The organism is Pikeienuella sp., from assembly GCF_046290545.1.
In the GTDB taxonomy this organism is placed as follows: Bacteria; Pseudomonadota; Alphaproteobacteria; order Rhodobacterales; family Rhodobacteraceae; genus Pikeienuella.
Genome location: NZ_JBKAGV010000006.1, coordinates 223,158 through 243,779, shown reverse-complemented (window position 1 = coordinate 243,779; position 20,622 = coordinate 223,158). Strand labels below are relative to the sequence as shown.

The 20,622-nt window shown below is 65.9% G+C and carries 10 protein-coding genes; 5 read left to right on the top strand and 5 right to left on the bottom strand.

What is annotated here, in order from left to right; genetic code table 11:
• Positions 1 to 391: 391 nt before the first annotated feature.
• From ACE37J_RS05030 to ACE37J_RS05010, 5 genes are read left to right on the top strand one after another with little or no spacing between them, the layout of a single operon-like run.
• Entirely contained in the window at positions 392 to 3,520 is a 3,129-nt protein-coding gene (locus ACE37J_RS05030; RefSeq protein WP_409707973.1) for an AAA domain-containing protein, read from the top strand.
• Positions 3,489 to 5,090, top strand: coding sequence for a hypothetical protein (locus ACE37J_RS05025; protein ID WP_409707970.1), 1,602 nt, complete (start codon positions 3,489 to 3,491; stop codon positions 5,088 to 5,090). Before ACE37J_RS05030 ends, ACE37J_RS05025 begins: the two co-directional genes overlap by 32 nt.
• A 7-nt stretch (positions 5,091 to 5,097) precedes the next feature.
• Complete coding sequence (locus tag ACE37J_RS05020; protein ID WP_409707967.1) at positions 5,098 to 7,164, top strand: hypothetical protein; 2,067 nt, start codon at positions 5,098 to 5,100, stop codon at positions 7,162 to 7,164.
• Entirely contained in the window at positions 7,161 to 8,726 is a 1,566-nt protein-coding gene (locus tag ACE37J_RS05015; RefSeq protein WP_409707964.1) for a DUF2357 domain-containing protein, read from the top strand. Before ACE37J_RS05020 ends, ACE37J_RS05015 begins: the two co-directional genes overlap by 4 nt.
• A complete protein-coding gene (locus ACE37J_RS05010) occupies positions 8,723 to 11,155 on the top strand; it encodes a hypothetical protein (RefSeq protein WP_409707961.1) in 2,433 nt (810 codons plus the stop codon). The genes ACE37J_RS05015 and ACE37J_RS05010 overlap by 4 nt, the downstream gene beginning before the upstream one ends.
• Positions 11,156 to 11,164: 9 nt before the next feature.
• On the opposite strand, the gene ACE37J_RS05005 is transcribed toward ACE37J_RS05010, so the two are convergent.
• From ACE37J_RS05005 to ACE37J_RS04985, 5 genes are read right to left on the bottom strand one after another with little or no spacing between them, the layout of a single operon-like run.
• Positions 11,165 to 13,144: a 3'-5' exonuclease gene (locus tag ACE37J_RS05005; protein ID WP_409707958.1), complete on the bottom strand. Its 1,980-nt coding sequence runs from the start codon at positions 13,142 to 13,144 to the stop codon at positions 11,165 to 11,167.
• Positions 13,144 to 13,494, bottom strand: a complete 351-nt coding sequence (locus ACE37J_RS05000; protein WP_409707955.1) for a hypothetical protein — start codon at positions 13,492 to 13,494, stop codon at positions 13,144 to 13,146. The genes ACE37J_RS05005 and ACE37J_RS05000 overlap by 1 nt, the downstream gene beginning before the upstream one ends.
• A gap of 11 nt (positions 13,495 to 13,505) precedes the next feature.
• The gene (locus tag ACE37J_RS04995; protein ID WP_409707952.1) at positions 13,506 to 16,526 is read right to left on the bottom strand and encodes a site-specific DNA-methyltransferase; all 3,021 of its coding nucleotides are present in this window, start codon (positions 16,524 to 16,526) and stop codon (positions 13,506 to 13,508) included.
• Complete coding sequence (locus ACE37J_RS04990) at positions 16,523 to 17,446, bottom strand: hypothetical protein (protein ID WP_409707949.1); 924 nt, start codon at positions 17,444 to 17,446, stop codon at positions 16,523 to 16,525. Before ACE37J_RS04990 ends, ACE37J_RS04995 begins: the two co-directional genes overlap by 4 nt.
• Positions 17,443 to 20,478, bottom strand: a complete 3,036-nt coding sequence (locus ACE37J_RS04985; protein WP_409707946.1) for a BPTD_3080 family restriction endonuclease — start codon at positions 20,476 to 20,478, stop codon at positions 17,443 to 17,445. Before ACE37J_RS04985 ends, ACE37J_RS04990 begins: the two co-directional genes overlap by 4 nt.
• Between the last annotated feature and the right edge of the window lie 144 nt (positions 20,479 to 20,622).

Genomic DNA, 20,622 nt, shown 5'->3' with positions numbered 1-20,622 from the left:
CCGTGAAGCGTTTCTTGGGCATCTGGGCATTCCTCCGTTTCCAGATTCATGCCCGAAAAATCGCAATCGGTCCGGACCAGTTCTCCGGGTCAGGACCCGCCCCTCTTTCACTCACTCACCACGCGAAGCCAATCTGGCCGCTGATTACCTCGGGGCGGCCGCGCCGTCAGGACGCGGACCTGCCGAGGCTCAACCTCCGCCTCGTCCCGAAGCTCACTTACTGTCTCGACAACATCTTGCTGTCTCAGCGAGTAGGGGATGGGCGAACGCCCTCCCTCGTCGCAGCGATCCGGCCATTGCCGATGAAAAGAGCGGGTTAGCGCGACCTCCCCAGCATCGAAACCCTTGCACCGAGGCGCTTCTTACCGAAGGTTCTGTTGGGGAGACGAATTTGCTCGATCAGACGATTCGAAAAGTTCTCGGACTTTACCCGCGCGGGGCGACGAGCGCGCAGTTACTCAGCCGCCTATCGGCGAGTGGCCTTCGCTTGTCGGCCGAAGACGTGCTCGACGCTCTGGTTTCACTCACTCAAGGCGGTGTGGTGCAGCGAACATCCACCGGACGCTGGGCCCTTGCCTCCCTTTCCTCACTCACCGGCCAGGGGAACGACCACGCCGGAACACCGGAGACGAGCGACGGCACCATGCTCGCCGTTCCGATGCGGATCGAGGCAGTTTCCGGCGGCGAAGCTGAAGCATATGAGTTGGGGCCGACAGACGTGGAAACCTCGTCGCAGCCCTCCTGGGATCAGTTCTTCGGCTATCTGGCCGCCACCCAAAGACAGGACATCCGGGGCAAGGTGACGGCGTTCGCTGACGGCCACGGCCGCTTGTGGCAATTGGTTAGCGGCCGCGGACCTTGGTGGGAGCCTGCGCTCCTCCGGATGGCGGTCGATCTCGCCCCCGCGGACTTCCGCGAAACCCTTTCGCGATCAAAGACGGGCGCGGCGGCGATCGGCTGGCCGATCTCGCTATTCCTCGGAGCGGAAGGCGCGATGTTCGTCCCGGCGCTCATTCTGCCTGGGCAATGGAGGTTTGACGGGCCCGACATCGTCTTTGAGCACCCTGGTGGCGCGCCGTCGCTCAATCCAGATTGGCTGCGCGGGATCTGCCGGCGAACGCGATGGACCGAGAGCGAACTAACGGACGCGTTGTTTCCCGAAGGCGAGCCTGACGATCTGGCGTCGACAGCCGAACGACTTCGCCGCGCTCTGGCAACCTTTGGCGGAGGTGCGCTCCGACACGGCGACCTCGACGGGGCCATCGTAGCGGACGGCGAGGGCATGCGGAATGCGGCGGCTTTCTTTTTGCCAGGAGAGAACAGCTTCACGCGCGGCGCCGCCCGTGACCTCGAAGAGATGCGCGCGTGGACTGCAGAGGCGCGCGGAGCCTCGTCGCTTAGCACCATTTGGCTTGACGCCGCCGACCGGAGGGGCGAACCGGAGCTGGAGTTGATCCAGCTCTCCACCGCCATGACCGACGTCCAAGTCGCGGCGGCGGAAGCCGCGCTCGAAGGACCGTTGACGGTGATCCAGGGGCCGCCCGGAACCGGAAAGAGCGACGTGATCCTGACGCTGCTCGCTTCTGCGGCCTTGCAGGGCCGGAGCGTGCTCTTCGCATCCAAGAACCACCAGGCGCTCGACGAGGTCGAGCGCCGGCTACGAGATCTAGTCGGCGAAACGCCGCTCCTCACCCGCGGTAGGGACGCCGGCGGCGAACGGGACGCCAGCCTGCTCGCGGCGCTAGCGGAGATCGGGGCGACCGAACCCCAGCGCACCGGATCGTCCCGTCCCGATGCCGACGCGGAGCTGCAGCGCAGCCTCGAAGCTGCGAGGCGGGCGCGTATACGACGGCAGTCCGAGGCTGAGCGGGCCAAGGCGGATCTCGAACTCTGCGACCTAGCGGAACTACGTCTGGCTCATATGTCCATTGGGCTGGAGCCCGCTCCCGCGGGAGCGAGTTTCTTGCGACGCCTGTGGAACTGGATCCGCCGCGCCTTCACGCGCCGCGCTGCCGGTCCGGTCAACGCCCAGGCCTCGCTCGCCGAGATCGAGCGACGGATCGCTGAGCTGCACCGCCAACGAGAGACGACGGCCGCGGTTCCGGAAATGCCTTCCCGAGCCGGCGTCGACGCGAAGGCGCTCCTCGCGCGCCTCGCGCCCGACCTTGTCCGCCCGGACGCGGCGCAACTCGAGCAGGTGCAGGCGCGCTGCAAGGAACTGGATTTCGCCGACGTGAGGGAGCCCCGGCGGCTGCCCTCCGAGGACGCGCGCCTAGTGCTGCGCTTGCGGCCGCTGTGGGCCTTCAGCACGCTGTCCGTTCCCGCTCGAGTCCCGCTTGTCGCCGGCTTGTTCGACTATGTTGTGTTCGACGAGGCGAGCCAGTGCGACGTGGCGTCGGCCATCCCGCTGATGGCGCGGGCGCGGCGCGCGGTGGTCGTCGGCGATCCGGAGCAGCTCCGGTTCATCCCTTCGATTTCGAGGAGCGCGGAGCGCGCTCTGATGGATGCGAACGGAATGCCGCGGGAAGGTCGCTCCGCATGGTCCCAGCGCGTGAACTCGCTCTACGATTTCGCAGTACGGAGGCCAGCCGCTCGGCGCTTCTTCCTCTCGGACCAGTTCCGCTCCGCGCCGCCGATCGTCGACTACCTCGGAGAGGCGTTCTATGCGGGAAAGGGGCTTTCTGGGCGTCGCGAGGAGACGGAGTTTCGGGCGCCGACCGGCTACAAGCCGGGCCTCGTCTGGGAGCACGTCGCCGGCGCCGCTCGACGGGAGGAGGGGGGCAACGTAAATCCGGCCGAGGCGAACCGCGTCGCGGACCTTCTTGCGCGGTTCGCCGCGGATGGCTTCGACGGATCGGTCGGCGTCCTGTCTCCATTCAATGCGCAGGTCGCGCTTATCGAACGGATCGCGCGCTCGCGGCTCGCTGAGCCCGTGCGAGGCAAGCTCGGCCTCCGGGTCTCCACGATCGACAGGTTCCAGGGAGGCGAGGCGGACGTGATCCTCTTCTCGCCGGTCGCGGCGCCCGGCGCCCACAGTTCGGTCGTCACCTTCCTCCAGATGGAACGGCGGCGCATCAACGTCGCGATCAGCCGGGCGCGCGCCCTCTGCCTCGTCGTCGGCGACGTCGACTTCGCCAGATCATCGGGCATCCCGCATCTTCGTCGGCTGGCCGAACGGGCGACGACGCCCTGGTCGCCACCCCGCCCGCCGTTCGACAGCCTATGGGAGCGCCGGCTCGACACGGCGATGCGGGCGAGAGGGCTGGACCCGATCCCACAATACCCGGTCGGCACGCGGTATCTCGACTTCGCGCTCGATCCCGAGGTGCGGAAGCTCGACGTCGAGGTGGACGGCCGGCGATGGCATGTCGGCCCCGACGGCGCCCGCAAGGTCGCCGACCGACTGCGCGACCGGGAGCTGACGGCGCGAGGCTGGAAGGTGCTCCGCTTCTGGGTGCACGAGCTTGAACGAGACATGGAGGGATGCCTTGACCGCATCGAACGGGAACTCCGCGGCTGAGGGGCGCGGCGGGCGGCTTTGGATCGTCCTCGCCATCGTTCTGGCGGCGACGGCGATTCTCACAAACGGAGCGTTGTTCCTTGCAACGCGCTCCCAGGATGCGGCTGTTTCGGCCCGAGAGGCCGATCTTTTCATCCGTGAGCGCCGTGTTTCGGACGATGAGCGTCAAGCGGAGTTGCTGAGGCAGGAGATCGCCGACTTCGAGACAAGACGAGAGCGGGCGCGCGGCGAGGCCCTGGACGCGGAGGCGGATCTGCGCGGACTGGAGGCGCGGCGGACGGAGCTAAGGGAGGCGGAGGCCGCCCTCGAAAAGGCCCGGGAGGACGCACAGACGGCGAGGGCCGAGCGCGATGCGGCGGCGAGCGCCGCCGCGGCGGCGAAGGCGGCGGTCGACGCGGCGGAAGCCGAACGAGCCGAGCTAGAACGCGCCAATGCTCGAGCGACGGAGACGCTTGTTTCGCTCCGTCGCGATACTGAACGAGCTACGGAAGAACGAAACGCGGCCGTCGAGGCAAAGCGGCAAGCCGAGACGGAGCGGGACCGTGCGCGGCGCGAAGCTCAGGATGAGGAAGGCCGAAAAAACACCCTGCGAGGCGACATCGCTCGGTTCGAGCAAGCGCTCGAAACAGCCAAGAGGGAGCTCGCCGAGGCATCGGCCGCGGCGCAAGACGCAGAGCGCAAGAAGGCCTCGGAAGAAGCGGCGGAACGGCGCGCGAGAGAGGCCGCCGAGCGGGAAACCGAGCGCGAAGCCGCAGCGTCGGAGCGAGCGCGGACGGCCGGCGAGGCGGAAGCGGCGGCGCGACAGCAGGTCGAGGAGCTCCGGAATGAGGAGGTGCAATTGGGGCAGTCCATCGCCACGCTTCGCAGTGAGCTTACGGCCGTCGTCGCGGCGAGCGATGCGGCCGAAAAGGAGCGAGACGATGCGTCTCAGGCGGTGCAGGTCGCTCGTGGCGAAGAGGCGGCGCTTCGCGGTAGCATCGAAACGCTAAATCGCGAAGCTCAGGCTCTTGCCGCGTTGGAGGGCGCGCTCACTCAGCGGAACGTCGAATTAGTCGAGATCGAGCGGCGCCTTTCCGAGCTCCGTGCGGCGGCAACGGAAGCCGAGGCGCGGCGAGACCAAGCCCGGGCCGCAGCAGAAGCCGCCATCGCCGAGGAGGCCGCGATCCGGGCGCGCGCAGCGGAAGCCGCTAGGCGGGCGGACGAAAGCGTGGCGTTGAATGCGCAGATCGCTGCGCTGAATGAGGCCAAGGATGCGGTGCTCCAAGACGTTGAGAACGCCCGTGTCGCACTGTCTTCCGCAAGGAGCGAGCTCGAGCGGGTCAGGGAAGAAGCGGCGGCAGCTGCGGCACGCCGAGACGCAAATGCGGCGCGCGCGGCGGAGATCGAGGCGAGCATAGCCACCTTGAACGCTCAGAAGACGGAGGCGGAGAATGCAAGGGACCGAGCCTTGAATACGCTCGCGGCGGCGCAACAACAACTTGAAGATCTAAAGAGGCAGGCGACTGAGCAGCCTGCCTCGCCTGAGGGGGAGCCGTCAGTCCCGTTGGAACCGGCGCGGACGGGTCAGTGAGCGACGGGTGAACGACATGATTCTCGGAAACGCTGATCTCGTTCTCTTCGGCTCTATTGCCGCCACCCTGCTTGCGCTCTGCATGGGGGTTGCGATGGCGACCTATGCGGTGCGGGTTGCGCGCCTTGACCCGGCGACAAAGCTTACCAACGTTCGGTCGCTGCTCGAGATCGCCGAGGACCAGCTCAAGCTGAAGCGGGAGGAGCTTTCGATCCTCGATCGGAAGATGACCGATCGTGATTTCCTCATCGCGGAGATCGCGGGGCTCACCGCGACGCTGGAGAGGCTTCGCGCCGAATACGCCGCGCTCGAGGATGCGCGGCGCGAGATAGAGGAGGTTCAGCGGCTCGCGGCGAATGCAGCAGAAGAACTCGCAGAGAAGACCCAGGCGCGCGACGCGATCCTCGGCGAGCACGAGCGGATGATGGACGAGGTTCGCCGGGGCAATGAGATGCTGGAAGGTCTCGTTGACCGGGAGCGCGCGGCGCGCGAGGGGCTGGAGGCGGCGCGGGCGTCGCTAGCGGAGGCAGAGACGGCGCTTGCTCCGCTCCGGATCGAGCGAGACGCCGCGCTCCGCGTTATCGACGAGGCGCGACATGCGAGTGAGCGGATCGCCGACCTTCAGCGCCGTGAAGCGGAGCTTGCAGCGGAGGCGGCGCGCCTGCAGTCGGCGCTCGATCCGCTGAGACGGGAGACTGATGCGGTTCTGGCGAAGGCAGCCGCGGCCCGGGCGGCTCTCGACGCGGTATCAGACACTGTCCGCGGTCTCGAAGCCCGAAAGGCGGCGCTCGAGACCGAAATCGAGGCGCTGGCGCGAAAGTCGGCGGCGGTCCGCAGAGACCCCAATGACCCACCGGAGCCGCTGGACGAGGCTGCACTGCTTGGCGAACTCCTCCTGCCTCCGGACTGCGTCAAGAAACCCGCGGTCCTTCGCGGCAAGGCGTCGAGAACGGAAGAGGACGCGATACAGGATGTCGCGGCCAAGCTCCGCGGACACGGGCTTAACTACCACGAGCGGACGCTTCGCGGCTTCCACACCTCGCTCAAGATCAACGATGTGGCGCAGATAACCGTGCTCGCGGGCGTCTCTGGCACGGGGAAGAGCCTCCTGCCGCGTCGCTACGCTGAGGCGTTGGGTATCCACTTTCTCCAGATCGCGGTGGAGCCACGCTGGGACAGTCCGCAGGATCTGCTCGGCTTCTACAACTACATCGAGAAGAAGTATCGGGCGACTGATCTCGCGCGTCTCCTCGCCCACATGGACCCCTTCGATACGGCGAAGCTTCTCGAAGAAAGCGGTGAGAAGGGCAAGAGTCTCGGCGACCGCATGGCGCTCGTACTCCTCGACGAGATGAATCTGGCCCGCATCGAATACTACTTCTCGGAGTTTCTCAGCCGACTGGAGGCACGCGCGCCTTATGGGGAGGGCCGAGAACCCGGTCTCGACGCGACGATCCCGATCGATATCCGTGGGCTCGACCGCAGCCTGAGACTCTTCCCGTCACACAACGTGCTCTTCGCCGGCACGATGAACGACGACGAGAGCACCCAGGCGCTCTCGCCGAAGGTAATGGACCGCGGAAACGTGCTTCAGTTCGCGGCCCCCGCCATTCAGGCAGACAAGGCTGGGAAACCCGCTCCGCCGACACAAGCCGAGGAGGCGCAGCGGTTCGGCGAGTGGCGAACCTGGGTCGGGACTTACGGTGCTATGACCGACAGCCAGAGGAGCCAAGTCGATTCCGCCATCGCGAAGATCGCAGAGATGATGGAGCGGTTCGATCGTCCGATTGGCTACCGCATGCGGGACGCTATGCGCGCCTACTGCGCAAATTACCCGCCACCTGGAGGGCGCGACCTCGACGTGCGCCGACCGCTCGCCGATCAGGTCGAGTTCCGCATTCTACCGCGTCTGCGTGGCGTCGATATCGAGCGAAACAGGCCGGCGTTCGAGCAACTCGACCGACTGCTTAGGGATCTGGATGACGCGCCACTCGCCGACCGGCTCGGTAAGCTCGTGGAGGACCAGGGCAACAGCCCGGGCCTCTTCAGTTGGCGCGGCTTCACCAGGGCATGAGCGCCGCCGAGATCTGGACGAGGCCGTGGGCCGGTTTCGTCCGGGCGCGGCGCCATGCGCTCGATGGGGACGCCGCGCCGCCGGACGGCTACAAGGGTCCTCTGTGGCTGGCGGGAGAAGGCTCCTCGCCGGTTCCCGTGAACGGCCGGCCTGGCTACGCCGCTCCCGTCGCCGGCTATGGTCGCGGCGCGAGGACGCTCGGGCTGCTTCCATTGCCCGCGGGAGTAGCGCCGCTCCTACTGCCGGATGGCGTTCGACTCTTCCAAACGGATGCTGCGCGAAAATGGCGGCTCGGGGTGGAGCCCGAGACCGAAGAGGAGAAGGCGGCCGCCGCGCTCACGGCTCGGACGCGGGACGTCTGGGATCGCATCGAGGACATGCAGGTGTCCCTCGCCGACCCCAAGGAGCTGTGGACCGGGCTTCGCGACAGGTGGCTGAACGACGCCGAGCGCCTGCCGCACATGCACCTGATCGTGAAGCAGGCGCGCGCTCTGAAGCACGTGATCGACGCGCTGGAACGTGCGCCACGCCGTGTACTTCGGCGCACGCACCGCATGCTTCCGGTCGCCCGCGTGCAAGAGATAGACCGGCGGAGCATGGTCTGGTCCGCGCGGCAGCCCGGTGAGACGTTAGCGGAACGGGCCGGGGACGCCCAGCGACTTCTTGCCGTCGCCCGCGAGGAGAGCTTCGACACTCTGGAGAACCGGGTGTTGCGAGCGTACGCCGAACTTGGAGCCGCACATGCGCGCGACTACGCAGCGCGAAATCGTCGTCGAAAGGCGTCCGAGCGCGGTCGCCGCGTGGCCGAGTTCGGGCTTCGGCTCGCGGGGCTGGCGCGCGACCTCGCGGCCAAGGGCGTCCGCAAAGCAGAGGCCGATGTTGCTCCCAACTTCGTCCTGCTGGAGGACGCGCGCTATCGAGAGATTTGGTCGGCATGGCGGGACTTGCTCGGGAACGACTCCAAGGAAGACGATCTATGGCGCTGGCAAGCGCGGAGTTGGGAGGAGTTCGCCGCCCTTGCAGTGATCGTCGCACTCCTTACTCTTCCGGGTGCCCGACTTCTCGCCGCTGCCCCTGTGCGGTTTCGCGAAGAGCAGGACCGGGGATTGTGGATCGAATCCGCGAACCCGATGGTGACGGTTCATTTGCCGGAGTTGAAGACCGTCGTCGAGGCGCAGGTGCGCCTAGAACGTCCGGGAGATTGGCGATGCGACCTGGCGGCTTGCGCCTGGCTAAGGTTCGAGCGCACGGACCGACCGGAAAATCCCCCACGTAACGTCGCGATCTGGCCGATCTGGAGCCCGGATGGCGGGCTCCCCCGCGGCGAAGTGCGAGAAGTCGCAACGGTCGTCGATCTAGCGAGGCGAGGCGCGGCCGGCGCTACGACGTTCTCGCGCGCCATTGTCATTCGGCCCGCAGAGGCTGGAGGCGATGCCGACTTCCAGGTTGAGGGCCGCGGCGTGACCGTATCACTCGGCACGGAGGGTGCGGCGCTGCGCGACGGCCTGACGACGCTTGGCGAGCTCCTAGACGAAACTTTCCGCAGGGAGGCCGCCTTTTGAGCCGCTGGATGGGCCTGTCGCTTGACGGATGGCATGACTTCGCCGCGCGGGACTGGGACCCAGAGGATCAGGACGCGCGGCTTGTTGCCCCAGTCGCCGTGGACGGCGGGCCATGCAGCGTCGTTGTCGATATCGGTGAGCGGAAAGCCAGCGAGCCGTCAGTCACGATTCAGAGCGAGTGGATCGGCGGGCCGCAGGCTGCACTCGCCCCGCACGGAAGAGGGAATGGCTGGGGCCGCGGAGTCGGCGCGCCAGAGCACCGCAGAAGACTTCGCGATTCGCTTCGGTCATTCGCGAGCAGCGAGGCGAGTCCATCGGCCGCTGCGCATGTAGCCGCTGCCGCCGAGGCGCTAACGCGAGGCGCTGAGCGGCTAATGGTTGCTGTGCCCGACTTTCCGGAGTTCGCCGAGGCCGCGCAGCGACGCATGCTAGACGCGCTCACAGGTCCTCGCCGACCCCGCGCTCGGCTGCTCTGGCGGAGCGTCGCGACCATTCATGGAGCCGAAGCGGCGGAGCTCGTTCCGAGGCGGTTGGGATTTCGGGTGCGTATCCTCGTTCATTGCGACGACGGGGTGGAGGTGCAAACGCTGACTTGGGGCGAAGCGACGGCGCATCAGGGCTGGCTTGCGCCGGTTCGCGACGGGTATGGCGCGACCCTGTGGCCGGAGCTCGGGCTCGAAACGGCTCTCGCCAGAGCCGACAGCGTCATAAGGGCTTTGGAGCCCGAAGTTGCCGCTGAACGAACAGAGCCTTCTAGTCTCGCCGCTCGGCTCCTTTTCGGCGAGGGTGCGCCTGGCGAGACGGAGCTTCTCAGACGGAATGCAGGCGGCTGGATCGAGATCGAGGCGCCTCATCTTGATCCGGCAACGATTCTCCCTTTTGCGCCTAACGATTCCATCGAGGGTAAAGCGGACGCCACCCTTCTTGTCTCCCCACTTGTCGGGCCGTTCGCGAAACGGCTGCACTCGCTCGTGGCGACACGAGTGAGAGACGCCGCCCTCATCCACTCGACGTTGATCGCCAAGGGCGCGCTGATCGCCGGCAGGATAATCGATCGCGGGCTCCCTCATTATCTTGATCGGCTGGAGCCCATCGCGCTGGCAGTGCTGGTGCGTGACGGTCCGCGCTGGGAGCGTCTGACGCCGCCGGACGACCGGCATGTGCCCGCCAACGAGGAGTTCGTCTCGGAGGAGCGACGCGACTTCTTCCTTCGGAAGGGTCAGACCGAAATCGTGTTCTTCGTTTTGAAAGGAGCCGGGGAGGTGCGGCGTTGGCGCGTTGAGTTCTCTACTGGGCCGGAGGCGCGCGCCGACCTCGTTCTCCGTCTCCGCCAAACTCCGGGCCAGTCGTGGGCGAGTCTGTCGATCGGATCGGAAAGCTGGGAACTTCTGCGCCGTGAGCCCATCCTTCTCAACTGGGAAACCCTCGATCCCGAACCGCGGTCGCCTGATGATGTGCTGGCCGAACTCGAACCAGCAGCGCCGCCTGTTCCATCTCGAAGCGTCGAGGAACCCCACGGCGGGTTCTGGCGGGGCGAGTTCAAGGGTGTGCCACTTGCTGCTCTTGTAGCCAAGAACGCAACAGCCGATGAGCTTTACAAGCAGTTGCGCCGGCAGAGTTCGGAGCCGAACGAGGGAGGTACAGGACGGCGGAAGATCAGGCCGGTCGGAACGGATGGTGCGCTTCCGCCGGACCTGCCGCGAAAAATCACAGAAGCGTTCCATGAGGTGTTGGATCGCATGGGGCGGGAAATCGACGAGGAAGTCCGCGGCGACCACTGCCAGCAGGAGAACCGCCGGTTTCTCTGTCTAACTTGGAGCGCAACGCTCTGCCCCGCCGCCGTACAGGATCATATCCTTGACGCACTGGCGGCAGACAATGACGATCGTCCACATCCGCTCCTGCGCATGACGTCTGCCAAAAAGATTCTTCAGCAAGGGGCTGGACGGGCGGTCGCAGGGAGCGAGCGCGTCAGGCGCGCACTCGGGCTGCTTGCGAGCCGGCCCCGACCAAACAACGATACCTTCGCCGCGCTTGGACACCTGCTCACGCGACGCGCAGAAGCGCCGAATGCGCTCACAATCGCCCTCGCACAACGCCTCGGGGAGCTCGCTCGTTTCGAGCTGGCGGATCTGAACGAGAGCGGAAACTACAAAGGGAAGTTCATGTCGCAGCTCGGGCTTATTGCCGGCCTGCTCCGTTTTCGCGAAGTTGAATCGAGTTTCCTGATCCGATCCCGCGATCATCTCGCTGAGGAGATCGCGGGCGAACTGACAAAGGCGAGTGAGTGGATCAAGGCCTATCCACGAAGGGTGGCGCGCGGCCCCGCCAAGTGCATTGTAGTGGAGAACCTTCTCGTATGGCTTGAGGGTGAGGGGGGAGACCCGAACATTATCGGCATGATCGACGCGATCGAGGAGGACGACTAGGGATGGCCGCTACCTAAGGTCGGCCAAGAACTCAGACCCGGGGTTGACCCCCGACACCAGAAGGCTGTCCCGCGCCCGCGTGCAGGCGACGTAGAGGAGGTGCCGCTCGGTCTCGTAGATCTCCTTCAGTTCCGCCTCGGTCGCCGCCTCCGCGAGGCGTGGCCCGAGGGGGACAATGGCTTCGTCGCAGGCGACTACGGCGACGGCGCGGAATTCGAGGCCCTTGGCTTCGTGCATCGTGAGAACGAGAGTGGCGGGCGAGCCGCCCTCCGCCTTTGCGGCCTCGGCGCGGGGCCGCTCGGCATCAGACCGCACGATCACCGCGATCTCGCCGGGCGAGACGCCGTCGGCGACGCGCGCCCGCAGCCATGCGCCGACGGCGCTCCGCTCGTCCGCCTCGTTCGCGACGATCGCGATCTCGGGCGGCGGGCCGCGGAGGAGCGAGACGACGCCCTGGCGGCTCTCCTCGTCGCCGTCCATGTCGGAGAGGCGCGTGGGGAGCAGGCGATCCGCCCGCTCGCGGATCTCCTGCGAGGTGCGGTAGTTGACCCGGAGAACCCGGGAGCGGCCCCGGACGTCCACCCCGAGCGAGAGCCAGGAAAAAGGCTGGCGGAATATCCGCTGGCCGATGTCCCCGGCGAAGAAGAGCGCGCCGCCTCCCGTCGCTGCGGCGAGGAAGCGGAGTTCGGCGACTGAAAGGTCCTGCGCCTCGTCGATCACCGCGGCGTCGAAGGGTGGGTTGGCGGCGGCGAGCGGGGCGAGACGGGCGAAGGCTTCGGCCCAGGTCGTAAGGCCCTCCGCGGCGAGCCGGCCGCGGACGCGCTCCATGACGCGCCAGAGCGCCTCCCGTTGCGCGCCGCCCACGCGGGTCTTGCGGCCGAGGCGTGGGACAGTCGCATAGGTCTCGAAGTCTCTTACGCCCCAGGCGTCCACCACGTGCGTCCACTCGTCGATGAGGAAGGCGGGCGTGAAGCGGGCGGCCTCCTCGGCCCGCGCTGCCGCGAGCGCGGCCGCGATTTCGGCCACCGAGGCGATGGCGAAAGGGCCGATCCGCTCCTCGTGGAGCGCCCGCGCGAGGGCGGTCAGGGAGCGGGTCGCGACGCGGGCGCGCGCGTCCGGCGCCGCGCGGAGGACGAGATCGATCTTCGCCTCGAGCGCCGCCGCGAGCGGGTCGGAGAATGTCGCGAGAAGGACGCGCCGCCCCTCCCGCGCCAGCCTTGCAGCGCGGTGGAGGGCCACCACCGTCTTTCCGGTGCCGGCGGAGCCGGTGACTCGCGCGGGGCCGGAGAAATCACGCTCCACGAACTCGCGCTGGGAAGGGTGCAGAAAGATCGTCCAGGCTTCCCACGGCGCGTCGAGCGCCGCGGCGAGCTCCATCTCGTCGGCCATGACGCGGAACCGGCGGAGCGCGTCGGGGTGCGAGTAAGGGTCGGCTGTCGGCTCCGGCGCGGGAGGCGGGAGGCCATAGGCGAGATCAAGGAGCGCCTCCGCAGCCTCCTGTGGGAGATGGGCGGAGAGGTCGAGAAAGCTCTCTTCCGTCGCGGCGCGGATATCCGCGAGCCAGTCCTCCGGAGCGCCGCATGCGAGGAGCGCGTCATCGTCAAAGCCAGCGAAGGGCCTAGGCTCGGCGGAAGGCGGCGGGGCGGAGACCTCCTCGACGAGTTCGCGCACCTCGACGAGCTGGGCGGCGCCGGTGCGGGGATGAACGTCAAGCCGCCGCCGTTGGGCCCAGCGATACGCGTCGTCGTGGCGGTCGACATAGCAAAGTAGGAAGTCCATCCCGCGCTTGTGCACGACGATGCGGATGTCGTCGTTCACGCGCGCCGTCCAGAAATCGGGGTCCTTGGCCCGATCCACGCGATGGAACGAAAAGCCTGGGCGGGATGGATTGATCTGGAGGTCGAACGCCGCCGCCTTCGCCACCCTTTGCGCCGGGCCTGGGAGGCGGGCGAGACTGGCGGTGAAGGTAAGGGCGATGCGGAATTTCATCACTTCAACGCTGACAATCCGTCCAATTTAATAGAAAGATCATCTAGGCTACCCCTCGCTATGGCAGCATCTTTTTTATACTTCTCTGCAAACGACTTAATCTCTGAAAGTTGATCTCTTAATTTCATCAACTCTATCAGGAAGTCCTCCTCTACCTCTGATGTATGAAAGAAAGTGCCACAAATTTGACACTGCCGTCCCCTTCTGAAAAAATTAATGTCAGGATGATTAACGTAGTGTAGTCGCCTTACATTCGTTTTTCCTTTCTTCGCTGGTGCCTTCGCTGCACAAACGCGGGTGCGCTTGCAATATGGGCACCACATCTGTGTGCCACCTTCTTTTCCACCCATCTTGCGCTCCCCTATACCTCAAACACCTTCATCACCTCATCCCCGAGGTGGTTGATCGCCTTCACGGCCACCCGGCCGCCTTTCGGTCGGTCGAAGGGGCGGCTCACGTTGGAATTGAGGCTCTCCCATGCCTCGCGGTCAATCTCATCCTTCAGCGTCGTCTTCAGCGCCTTGTAGGGGTCGCCGGCGCCGAGGAAATAGGCGTGGCGGACGAAGAAGCTCTCGCCGGTGTAGTCGGTGTCCACGAACCAGCAGGCGATGCCCTCCGAGCCGACGCTGTCGACTTCACCGGTCTGCGGTTTGAACACATCGACGCCGTTGATCTTCACGCGGAGCCGGTCGCCCTCCTCCAGCAGCTCCACATCCGGCTCGCCGAAGACGACGAAGAGGTTGCCGCCGCCGGCCTTCAGTTCCCCGGCCATGTGCAGGTCGGGGTTCATCCGGGCGCGGAGGATCGGGAGTTTTCCGATGTTCCCAATCTCCGCGATGTGGGCGTCGAAGTTGAAGGCGCAGGCGATCAGAACGTCGAAGCCCGCGTCGATGGCCTCGCGCGCCGCGGCGACGAGGTCGGCGCGCTGAACGGTGCCGTATTCGGAGCCGATCATGATCGCGGCGCGCCGCTCCGCCTCGCCCTCCATGTAGCGCCCCTCGGCGCCGACGAAGCGGCCGGGCCAGGGGGTGAGGGCGGTGAAGCGGATGCGGTCCTCCCGGTCCCGCTGGTGGACACCGGCGGCCTTCAGGTTCTCGAGGATCGCCTGCTGGTAGTTCTCCGCCTCCGCCCCCTTCTCCCGCCGCCCCTCGGAGGCAGCGAGCAGGTCGATCAGCTCCCCGTCCGGGCCGATTGCGGGGGTGCGGTGGGGCGAGAGGCTTTCCACCGTGAAGGGCCCGGCGACGCGGACGCGCTTCGGGTCCTCATAGGGCTTGTCAAAGAGATATTCCGTGTCCGCCTTTGCGGCGATGGAGGCATCGATTTCCTTCTGCCGGGCGATCCGCGCCTCCCAGAAGGCTTCGAGCGCCGCCTCGGCCGCTTCGGGCCAAGGGTCGATCCCCTCCTCGGGGAGCGTGGCGGCGGTGAGGGCGGCGCCGCGGAGGGCATTCAGCTTCGCCTGCGCCTCCCCCGTTTTCCGGCGCTGCGCCGGCGTCTTCGCCTCGGCGCGGGCGGCGGCAAGGAGCTTTCGGTGCTCGGCCGGCCAGGGCGTGCCGGGGCGGCGGGGGATCTCCCATTCCATGAAGCCGCCGGCCGGGGCGGGTTCGCCGGAGGGGAGGGCGATCTCCCCCTCGGCGCGGAAGTCGATGTAGGCGCCGGCGCGGCCGCCATTCTCCACCTCGAAGCGCTGGGGGAGGCCCTTCAGCGCCGCGTTGAGCCGGGCGCGGGCGGCCTCGACGGCGGGCTGCATCCGCTCCCAGATCACGTCGATCTCGGCATTGTTGGCGATCGACTTGAGCGTCACGTGCGGGACGCGGGCGTAGACGAAGCCGTGGCGGAGGTCCCCGTGCGTCGGCGCCGTCGAGGGGGCGGAGCGGGCGACCTCCGCCTCCTTCCGCCGGCCCTCGGGGCTGTCGGCGAGGAGGTAGAAAGGATAGCGCGCCCCCATGATCCGGGCGCGGGCGAGCGCGAGGGCGACGCGGGACGTGTCCACCGTGATCCAGCGCCGCCCCCATTGCTCAGCGACATAGGCGGTGGTGCCGGAGCCGCAGGTCGGGTCCAGCACGAGGTCGCCGGGATCGGTGGTCATGAGAATGCAGCGTTCGATAACGCGCGGATGCGTTTGAACAACATAGGTTTTCTCAGGCCCAAATCCGGACGTTACTGTGTCATCCCACAGATTATTCATCGGAATAGCAGCGAAATCATCAATAAATCTAACGTACGATGGCGTCCTGCCAATTGCAATTACTCGATCTGCAATTTGAAGCCGCTTCATTCCCTCTCGATTTGTTTTCCATCCGTTCTGCTTAACCGGGAACGTGTCACCGTTTATTGTCAGATCAAAAAACTGAGGCCCCCCAGAGCTTTGAGCGGTCAGCTGATCGCCGCGATAAACTCTTGCCCCGCTTGGCGGAGCCTCTCGCTCTTCCTTACTCGCCGGACGTCTCAGCCCGTCGGGAAACTGAATCTTAGTGTACTGCGCGCTGCCGTCACCTCCGGCGCGCTTTTCCGAGTATGACCGTCTATATCTTATACTGTCTTTGCTCTTTGCGTACCAAGCGACGTAATCAAAAATTGATGCAAGGACGTCAGTAGAGCCAGAGGGACTGCCTGCTCCAGTTGTCTTCTTGTAAGCGATAAGAGAACAAAAATTCTCCTCCCCAAACACCTCATCCATAGTCGCCCGCACGCGATGCACGTTCTCGTCGCCGATCTGGACGAAACAGGAGCCGCTCTCGGTCAGGAGCTCGCGGGCCGCGATCAGCCGGTCCCGCAGATAGGAAAGGTAGGAGTGGATGCCGTCCCGCCAGGTGTCGCGGAACGCCTTCACCTGCTCGGGCTCCCGCGTCAGGTGGTCGAGCTTTCCGTCCTTCACGTCGCGGGAGGTGGTGGACCACTGGAAGTTGGAGTTGAAGCGGATGCCGTAGGGCGGGTCGATGTAGACGCACTGCACTTTTCCGCGCAGCCCTTCGCGTTCCGCGAGCGAGGCCATCACCTGGAGCGAATCCCCGAGGATCATCCGGTTCGACCAGCGCATCGGGTGGCGGTAGAATTCCACCTCCGCCTCGAGGTCCGCCTCCTTCACGCCGAAATGGGCGAAGAGGTCCTCCGCCTTCTCCCGCCCCGCCCGAAGGTCCTCGATCAGCGCCTTCGGATGCACCTGCTCCTGGAGGTAGATCGGCGGCGCCGCAGCCTCGAGCGGCCCCTCGTCGAGCGACTTCCCCCGCCATATCAGCTGCGGGTCGAGATCCGGGTTCCGCCGCTCGTATTCGACCCGGAGCGGCGCCTTCGCCCGCTCCTCCATGAAGGGCTCCATCTCCGGCGTCGGGATGTTGAGCCGCGGCGGGCCGGCATGGGCGTGCGTCTCGATCTTCTTGGTCATGAAACAGGCTTTCCGAACAGGTCGTGGATTGCGCGCAGAAACGAATGTCCGCGCTCGTGCATCCAGTCTATCGCGGCGTCAACGTCGGCCGGGTCAGCCATGTCAGTGGGGCGAAACACGAAAGGATGGTTCCGCTCGTCGCCCAGGTTCAGGTCTTCCCCAATCATCGCTCTCAGCCTCTCGGCATGAGTGGCGATCTTCGCCTGCACGTCCGCCGCCTTCGATCCACGCTTGCCGCGAAGAAACACTCCGACGCTGCTCTGTGTGCGGTAGATGCTGACGATCAGCCCGACATCCTCCGGAGGCGTCAGCCAATTGTAGCTGCCTCCGCCGACCATCACGCCCAGATCGGCATCCTGAGGATATCTCTGAAGGTAGCGCCCCCAGAATTCACGGCGCGCCGGAGCGAAGACGCCGCTCTCCCCGGTGGTCTCCCGCACCACTTTCTGCATCCGCCGCTCCCAGGCGTTGGGGCGGACGACGACATCGAGGATCGGCGCCGGCGAACTGTCCCCGATCCGCACGACGCGCAGCTTCACGGCGAAGAAGGCGAAGGGCTCTACAGTATGGTCGTTCAGCCACTTGAGCGCAGATAGATGCGCCTCCCGGAACCCGGTCGCGACCCATACGACCGTCGTCGCCTGAAGGCCGGCGAGATAGGTCATGATCTGCCCGAGATGCCGGTGATCCGTGCCTTCGAGCTGGTTCTCGATGAGGACAAGATTGCCCTCGAGGTCGCGCGCTAGAATGTCGGCGGAGAACTCGCTGACGGAAACCTCGGTTCCCTCCGCCTCCATCGGCAGGCCGATCGCCTCCCCGAGCAGGTCGAGATTCTGCGCGAGCCAGGGCGTAAAGTCCCGCGCCTCATCCTTCCACGCGTCCCGCGTCGGCGCCTCGATCAGCCTTCCGATGACGGTCATTGAGCGCCCCCCTTCATCGCTTCCGAGATCGCGGCGTCGAGCGCCGGCCCGAAGTCGAACACTTCCCGCAACTCCGCAAAGGCCCAGCGGCCAAACCGGCCGAGCCGGTTGACGCCCGGAATCCACTGGTGGTTCATCGCATTCGCCTTCAGCATCGCATCCTGTCCGCGATACCCCTTCACCTCGATCACCAATGTCGTCCCGCCTTCGAGCTTCACGACGAAGTCGGGGCGATAACGCCTCGGCGCGCCTTCCATCAGATACGGAACCTCGAAGCCGAGCCCATGGTTCTTTGCATAGGCGAGGACCTTGGGGTGGCTGTCGAGCCGCTCCGCAAGGTTCCGTTCCCAGGCGCTGTCCCAGACAATCCAGTTGACGTGCGAGCGCAGCGGGTTCGCCCAGTGGCGCTGTTCGGTCGACGTGTTGAACCCTACGTCCCTTGTCGAGCCGAGGGGAGCCCAGGGCGCCAGCAAGGCGCGAAACGGAGGCTCCTCCGTGTTTGACGGGTGAACGTTAATCGCGCCGAGCACGATTTCCGCGACCTCGTCGGCGAGCTGGAGGTGCAGAAGCTGGGCTTTCTCCGTCCCGCCGACCGTCCTCACGAAGTGATCGAGGAAATGGCGGACGAGCGGCTTGATCTTCGGGAACAATGCGATGCGCGGTCGTTCGTTCGCGTCCCTAAGTTTCTGGGTCACGATATGCGCTGTCAGCTTGAGGATAATCTCATTCTCGCGGACCGCCTTCAGATGGTCGAGGTCGAGCTTCGCAGGGGCGCCGAGCACACCCTGCATCACCACCTCGCAGGGCCCGACCCTCTCGGGCGAGAGCACATACGGTTCCACCTTCGACCAGTCCGCCGCGATCTCGTCCTCGCGGAGCTCGATCCGATAACCCTCGACCCGCGGGAAGAGGATCTCGCACTCGTCGCGTTCGGGCGAGACTGCCTCGACTCGGACGACCGGGCGGGGTTTCGCCGCCGTCTTCACCACGGCGTCCTGCGGCGCGAGGTTGAGCCCGTCGATCCCCATAATGTCAGCGTACTCGACGCGAAGAAGCCCGTCCTCCCCCGTGTCGTAGCTGAGCCGCCGCAACGCCCGGCCCATCACCTGTTCGCAGAGGAGCCGGGAGCCGAAGGCGCGGAGGCCGAGGATGTGGGTGACCGTGTTCGCGTCCCACCCCTCCGTCAGCATGCCGACGGAGACGACGCAGCGCACCTGCTCGCCAAGCCGGCCCTTGCGGCCGACTGTGTTCATCGCCTCGCGGAGGAGGTCGGCATCCGTCAGCGCGCGGGCGGCCTCGGGCCCGAGCCGGTGCGCCGTCTCCCGTCGGAAGAGTTCGATCTCCGCCTCCGCAGCCTTTCGGAAGCCTTCATCGACCGACTCGCCCGCCTCGATTTGCCGACTGTCGATCAGGAGCGTTCTGGGGCGGGCGTATTTCTCGCCGTTCGCGTCGAAGTTGCGGAAGAGAGGCAACTTGCCGGCGTTGAAATGAGTCTCGTCGTTCGCGTCCGTCCGCTCATAGCCGGCGATGTATTCGGCGACGAGTTCCGACGCGACCGTGTTGGCGCAGACGACGATGAAGACAGGCGGCGTCTCGACGCCCGCCTTCTCCCAGGCTTCGAAAGTTTCTTCGTAGTGGCCGTAGAGAGCGTCCAGCGCCGTCTTCACTTCGAGCGGCAGATCCTGCGGGTCGAGCCTGGCTGCGGTGCGCGCTCCAGTCGGCATCCTGTCCCGCACCGTGGGCCAGAGGTTACGGTAAAGCGGCCGCTCGCCTGTTGGCAGATTGTCCGACACAGGGACACGGGGGAGCTTCACAATCCCGCATTCGATCGCGTCAATCAGCGAGAAATCCGAGGCGACCCACGGAAACAGAGCGCCCTCAGGGTATCCCGACCCAGAGAGGAAGAACGGCGTCGCCGAAAGGTCGTAGACCATGCGGACCCCGAGCACCCGGTTCACCGCCTCAATTCCGGAAATCCAGAGCCTCGCCGCCTCGTTGTTTTCCTTTGCCTCTCGACCTTCCTCGGTGCGGCGGCGCTCCGCCTCCTCCGCCTCCGGTTTCGGGCGGTAGCAATGGTGCGCTTCGTCGTTGATGACGACGACGTTCCGCATCCCCATCAGGTCGCCGCATACGCGACGGACCATCTGCCCCTCGGTCTCCAATGTCTCCGGCCCAACCCCATGTCCGGCGAGCGCCTGCCGGCCCCCAGCCGAGAGCTGCATCGTCTCGCGCCGGCGGAAGGCGTGGTAGTTCGTGATGACGATCTTCGCCTGATTGAGGTCAGCGAGCATGTCGGCCGGCACCAGACCGCGCTCGCGGTAGTAGCTCTGAGGGTCGTTAGGCTGGATCACGCGCAGCCGGTCCTTGATCGTGATGCCGGGCGCAACGACGAGAAAGCCCTTGGTCCATTTCTGGGAGTTCGGACGACGCACCGCGTTGAGCACCTGCCACGCGATCAGCATGGCCATCACTGTCGTCTTTCCGGCCCCTGTGGCGAGCTTCAGCGCGATCCGAAAGAGGTCCGGGTTGGCGGCGCGGCTGACATCGGCGAGGCGGTCGAGGAATCGTTTTGTCTGAGCGCGTAGCGGCGCAACCTCCGCGAGCCAGATTGCAACTTCGGCCGCTTCCACCTGACAGAAGAACGGCCTAAGCCCCTCGAATGCAGGGTTGCGCCAATGCCTCAACAAGCGCTCCGTCTCCGGAGTCACCCGCCAGTCCACCGGGTTCGGCAAGGATCTCCACCGCTCAACCTCCGCCCGCATCTCATTGATCGCGGTCTGGAGCGCGCCGCCATCGGTTATGTCGTCCAAGTCAAGAAGATCGCCCTGGGCGCGCCGCTGCTCCCCTCCGGGAACCGCCGAGATAAACGCAGCACGCCTGCGTCTCTCGACGATCAGATTGGTCGGGCGCCCTTCTCCATCGAGCTCCCAATGCCGCGATGGGGGATCATATGGAGTATTCAAGATCGGAGCGGTGAAGAAATCTGCCAAGGCAACGGCTCCAAGCGATACGGCGCTGAATCGCCCCTCCATTGCTACATACGTTCAGCAGCAACACGCAAGCGCCCGCGGACACAGTGGTGATCTCTAATTCCTACATTGAAATGGCGTTCTGTGCAGCGCAGGACCATTTCACATCTAGGACTGAAAAGCCCCAGTCGTCGAACAGCATTCAGT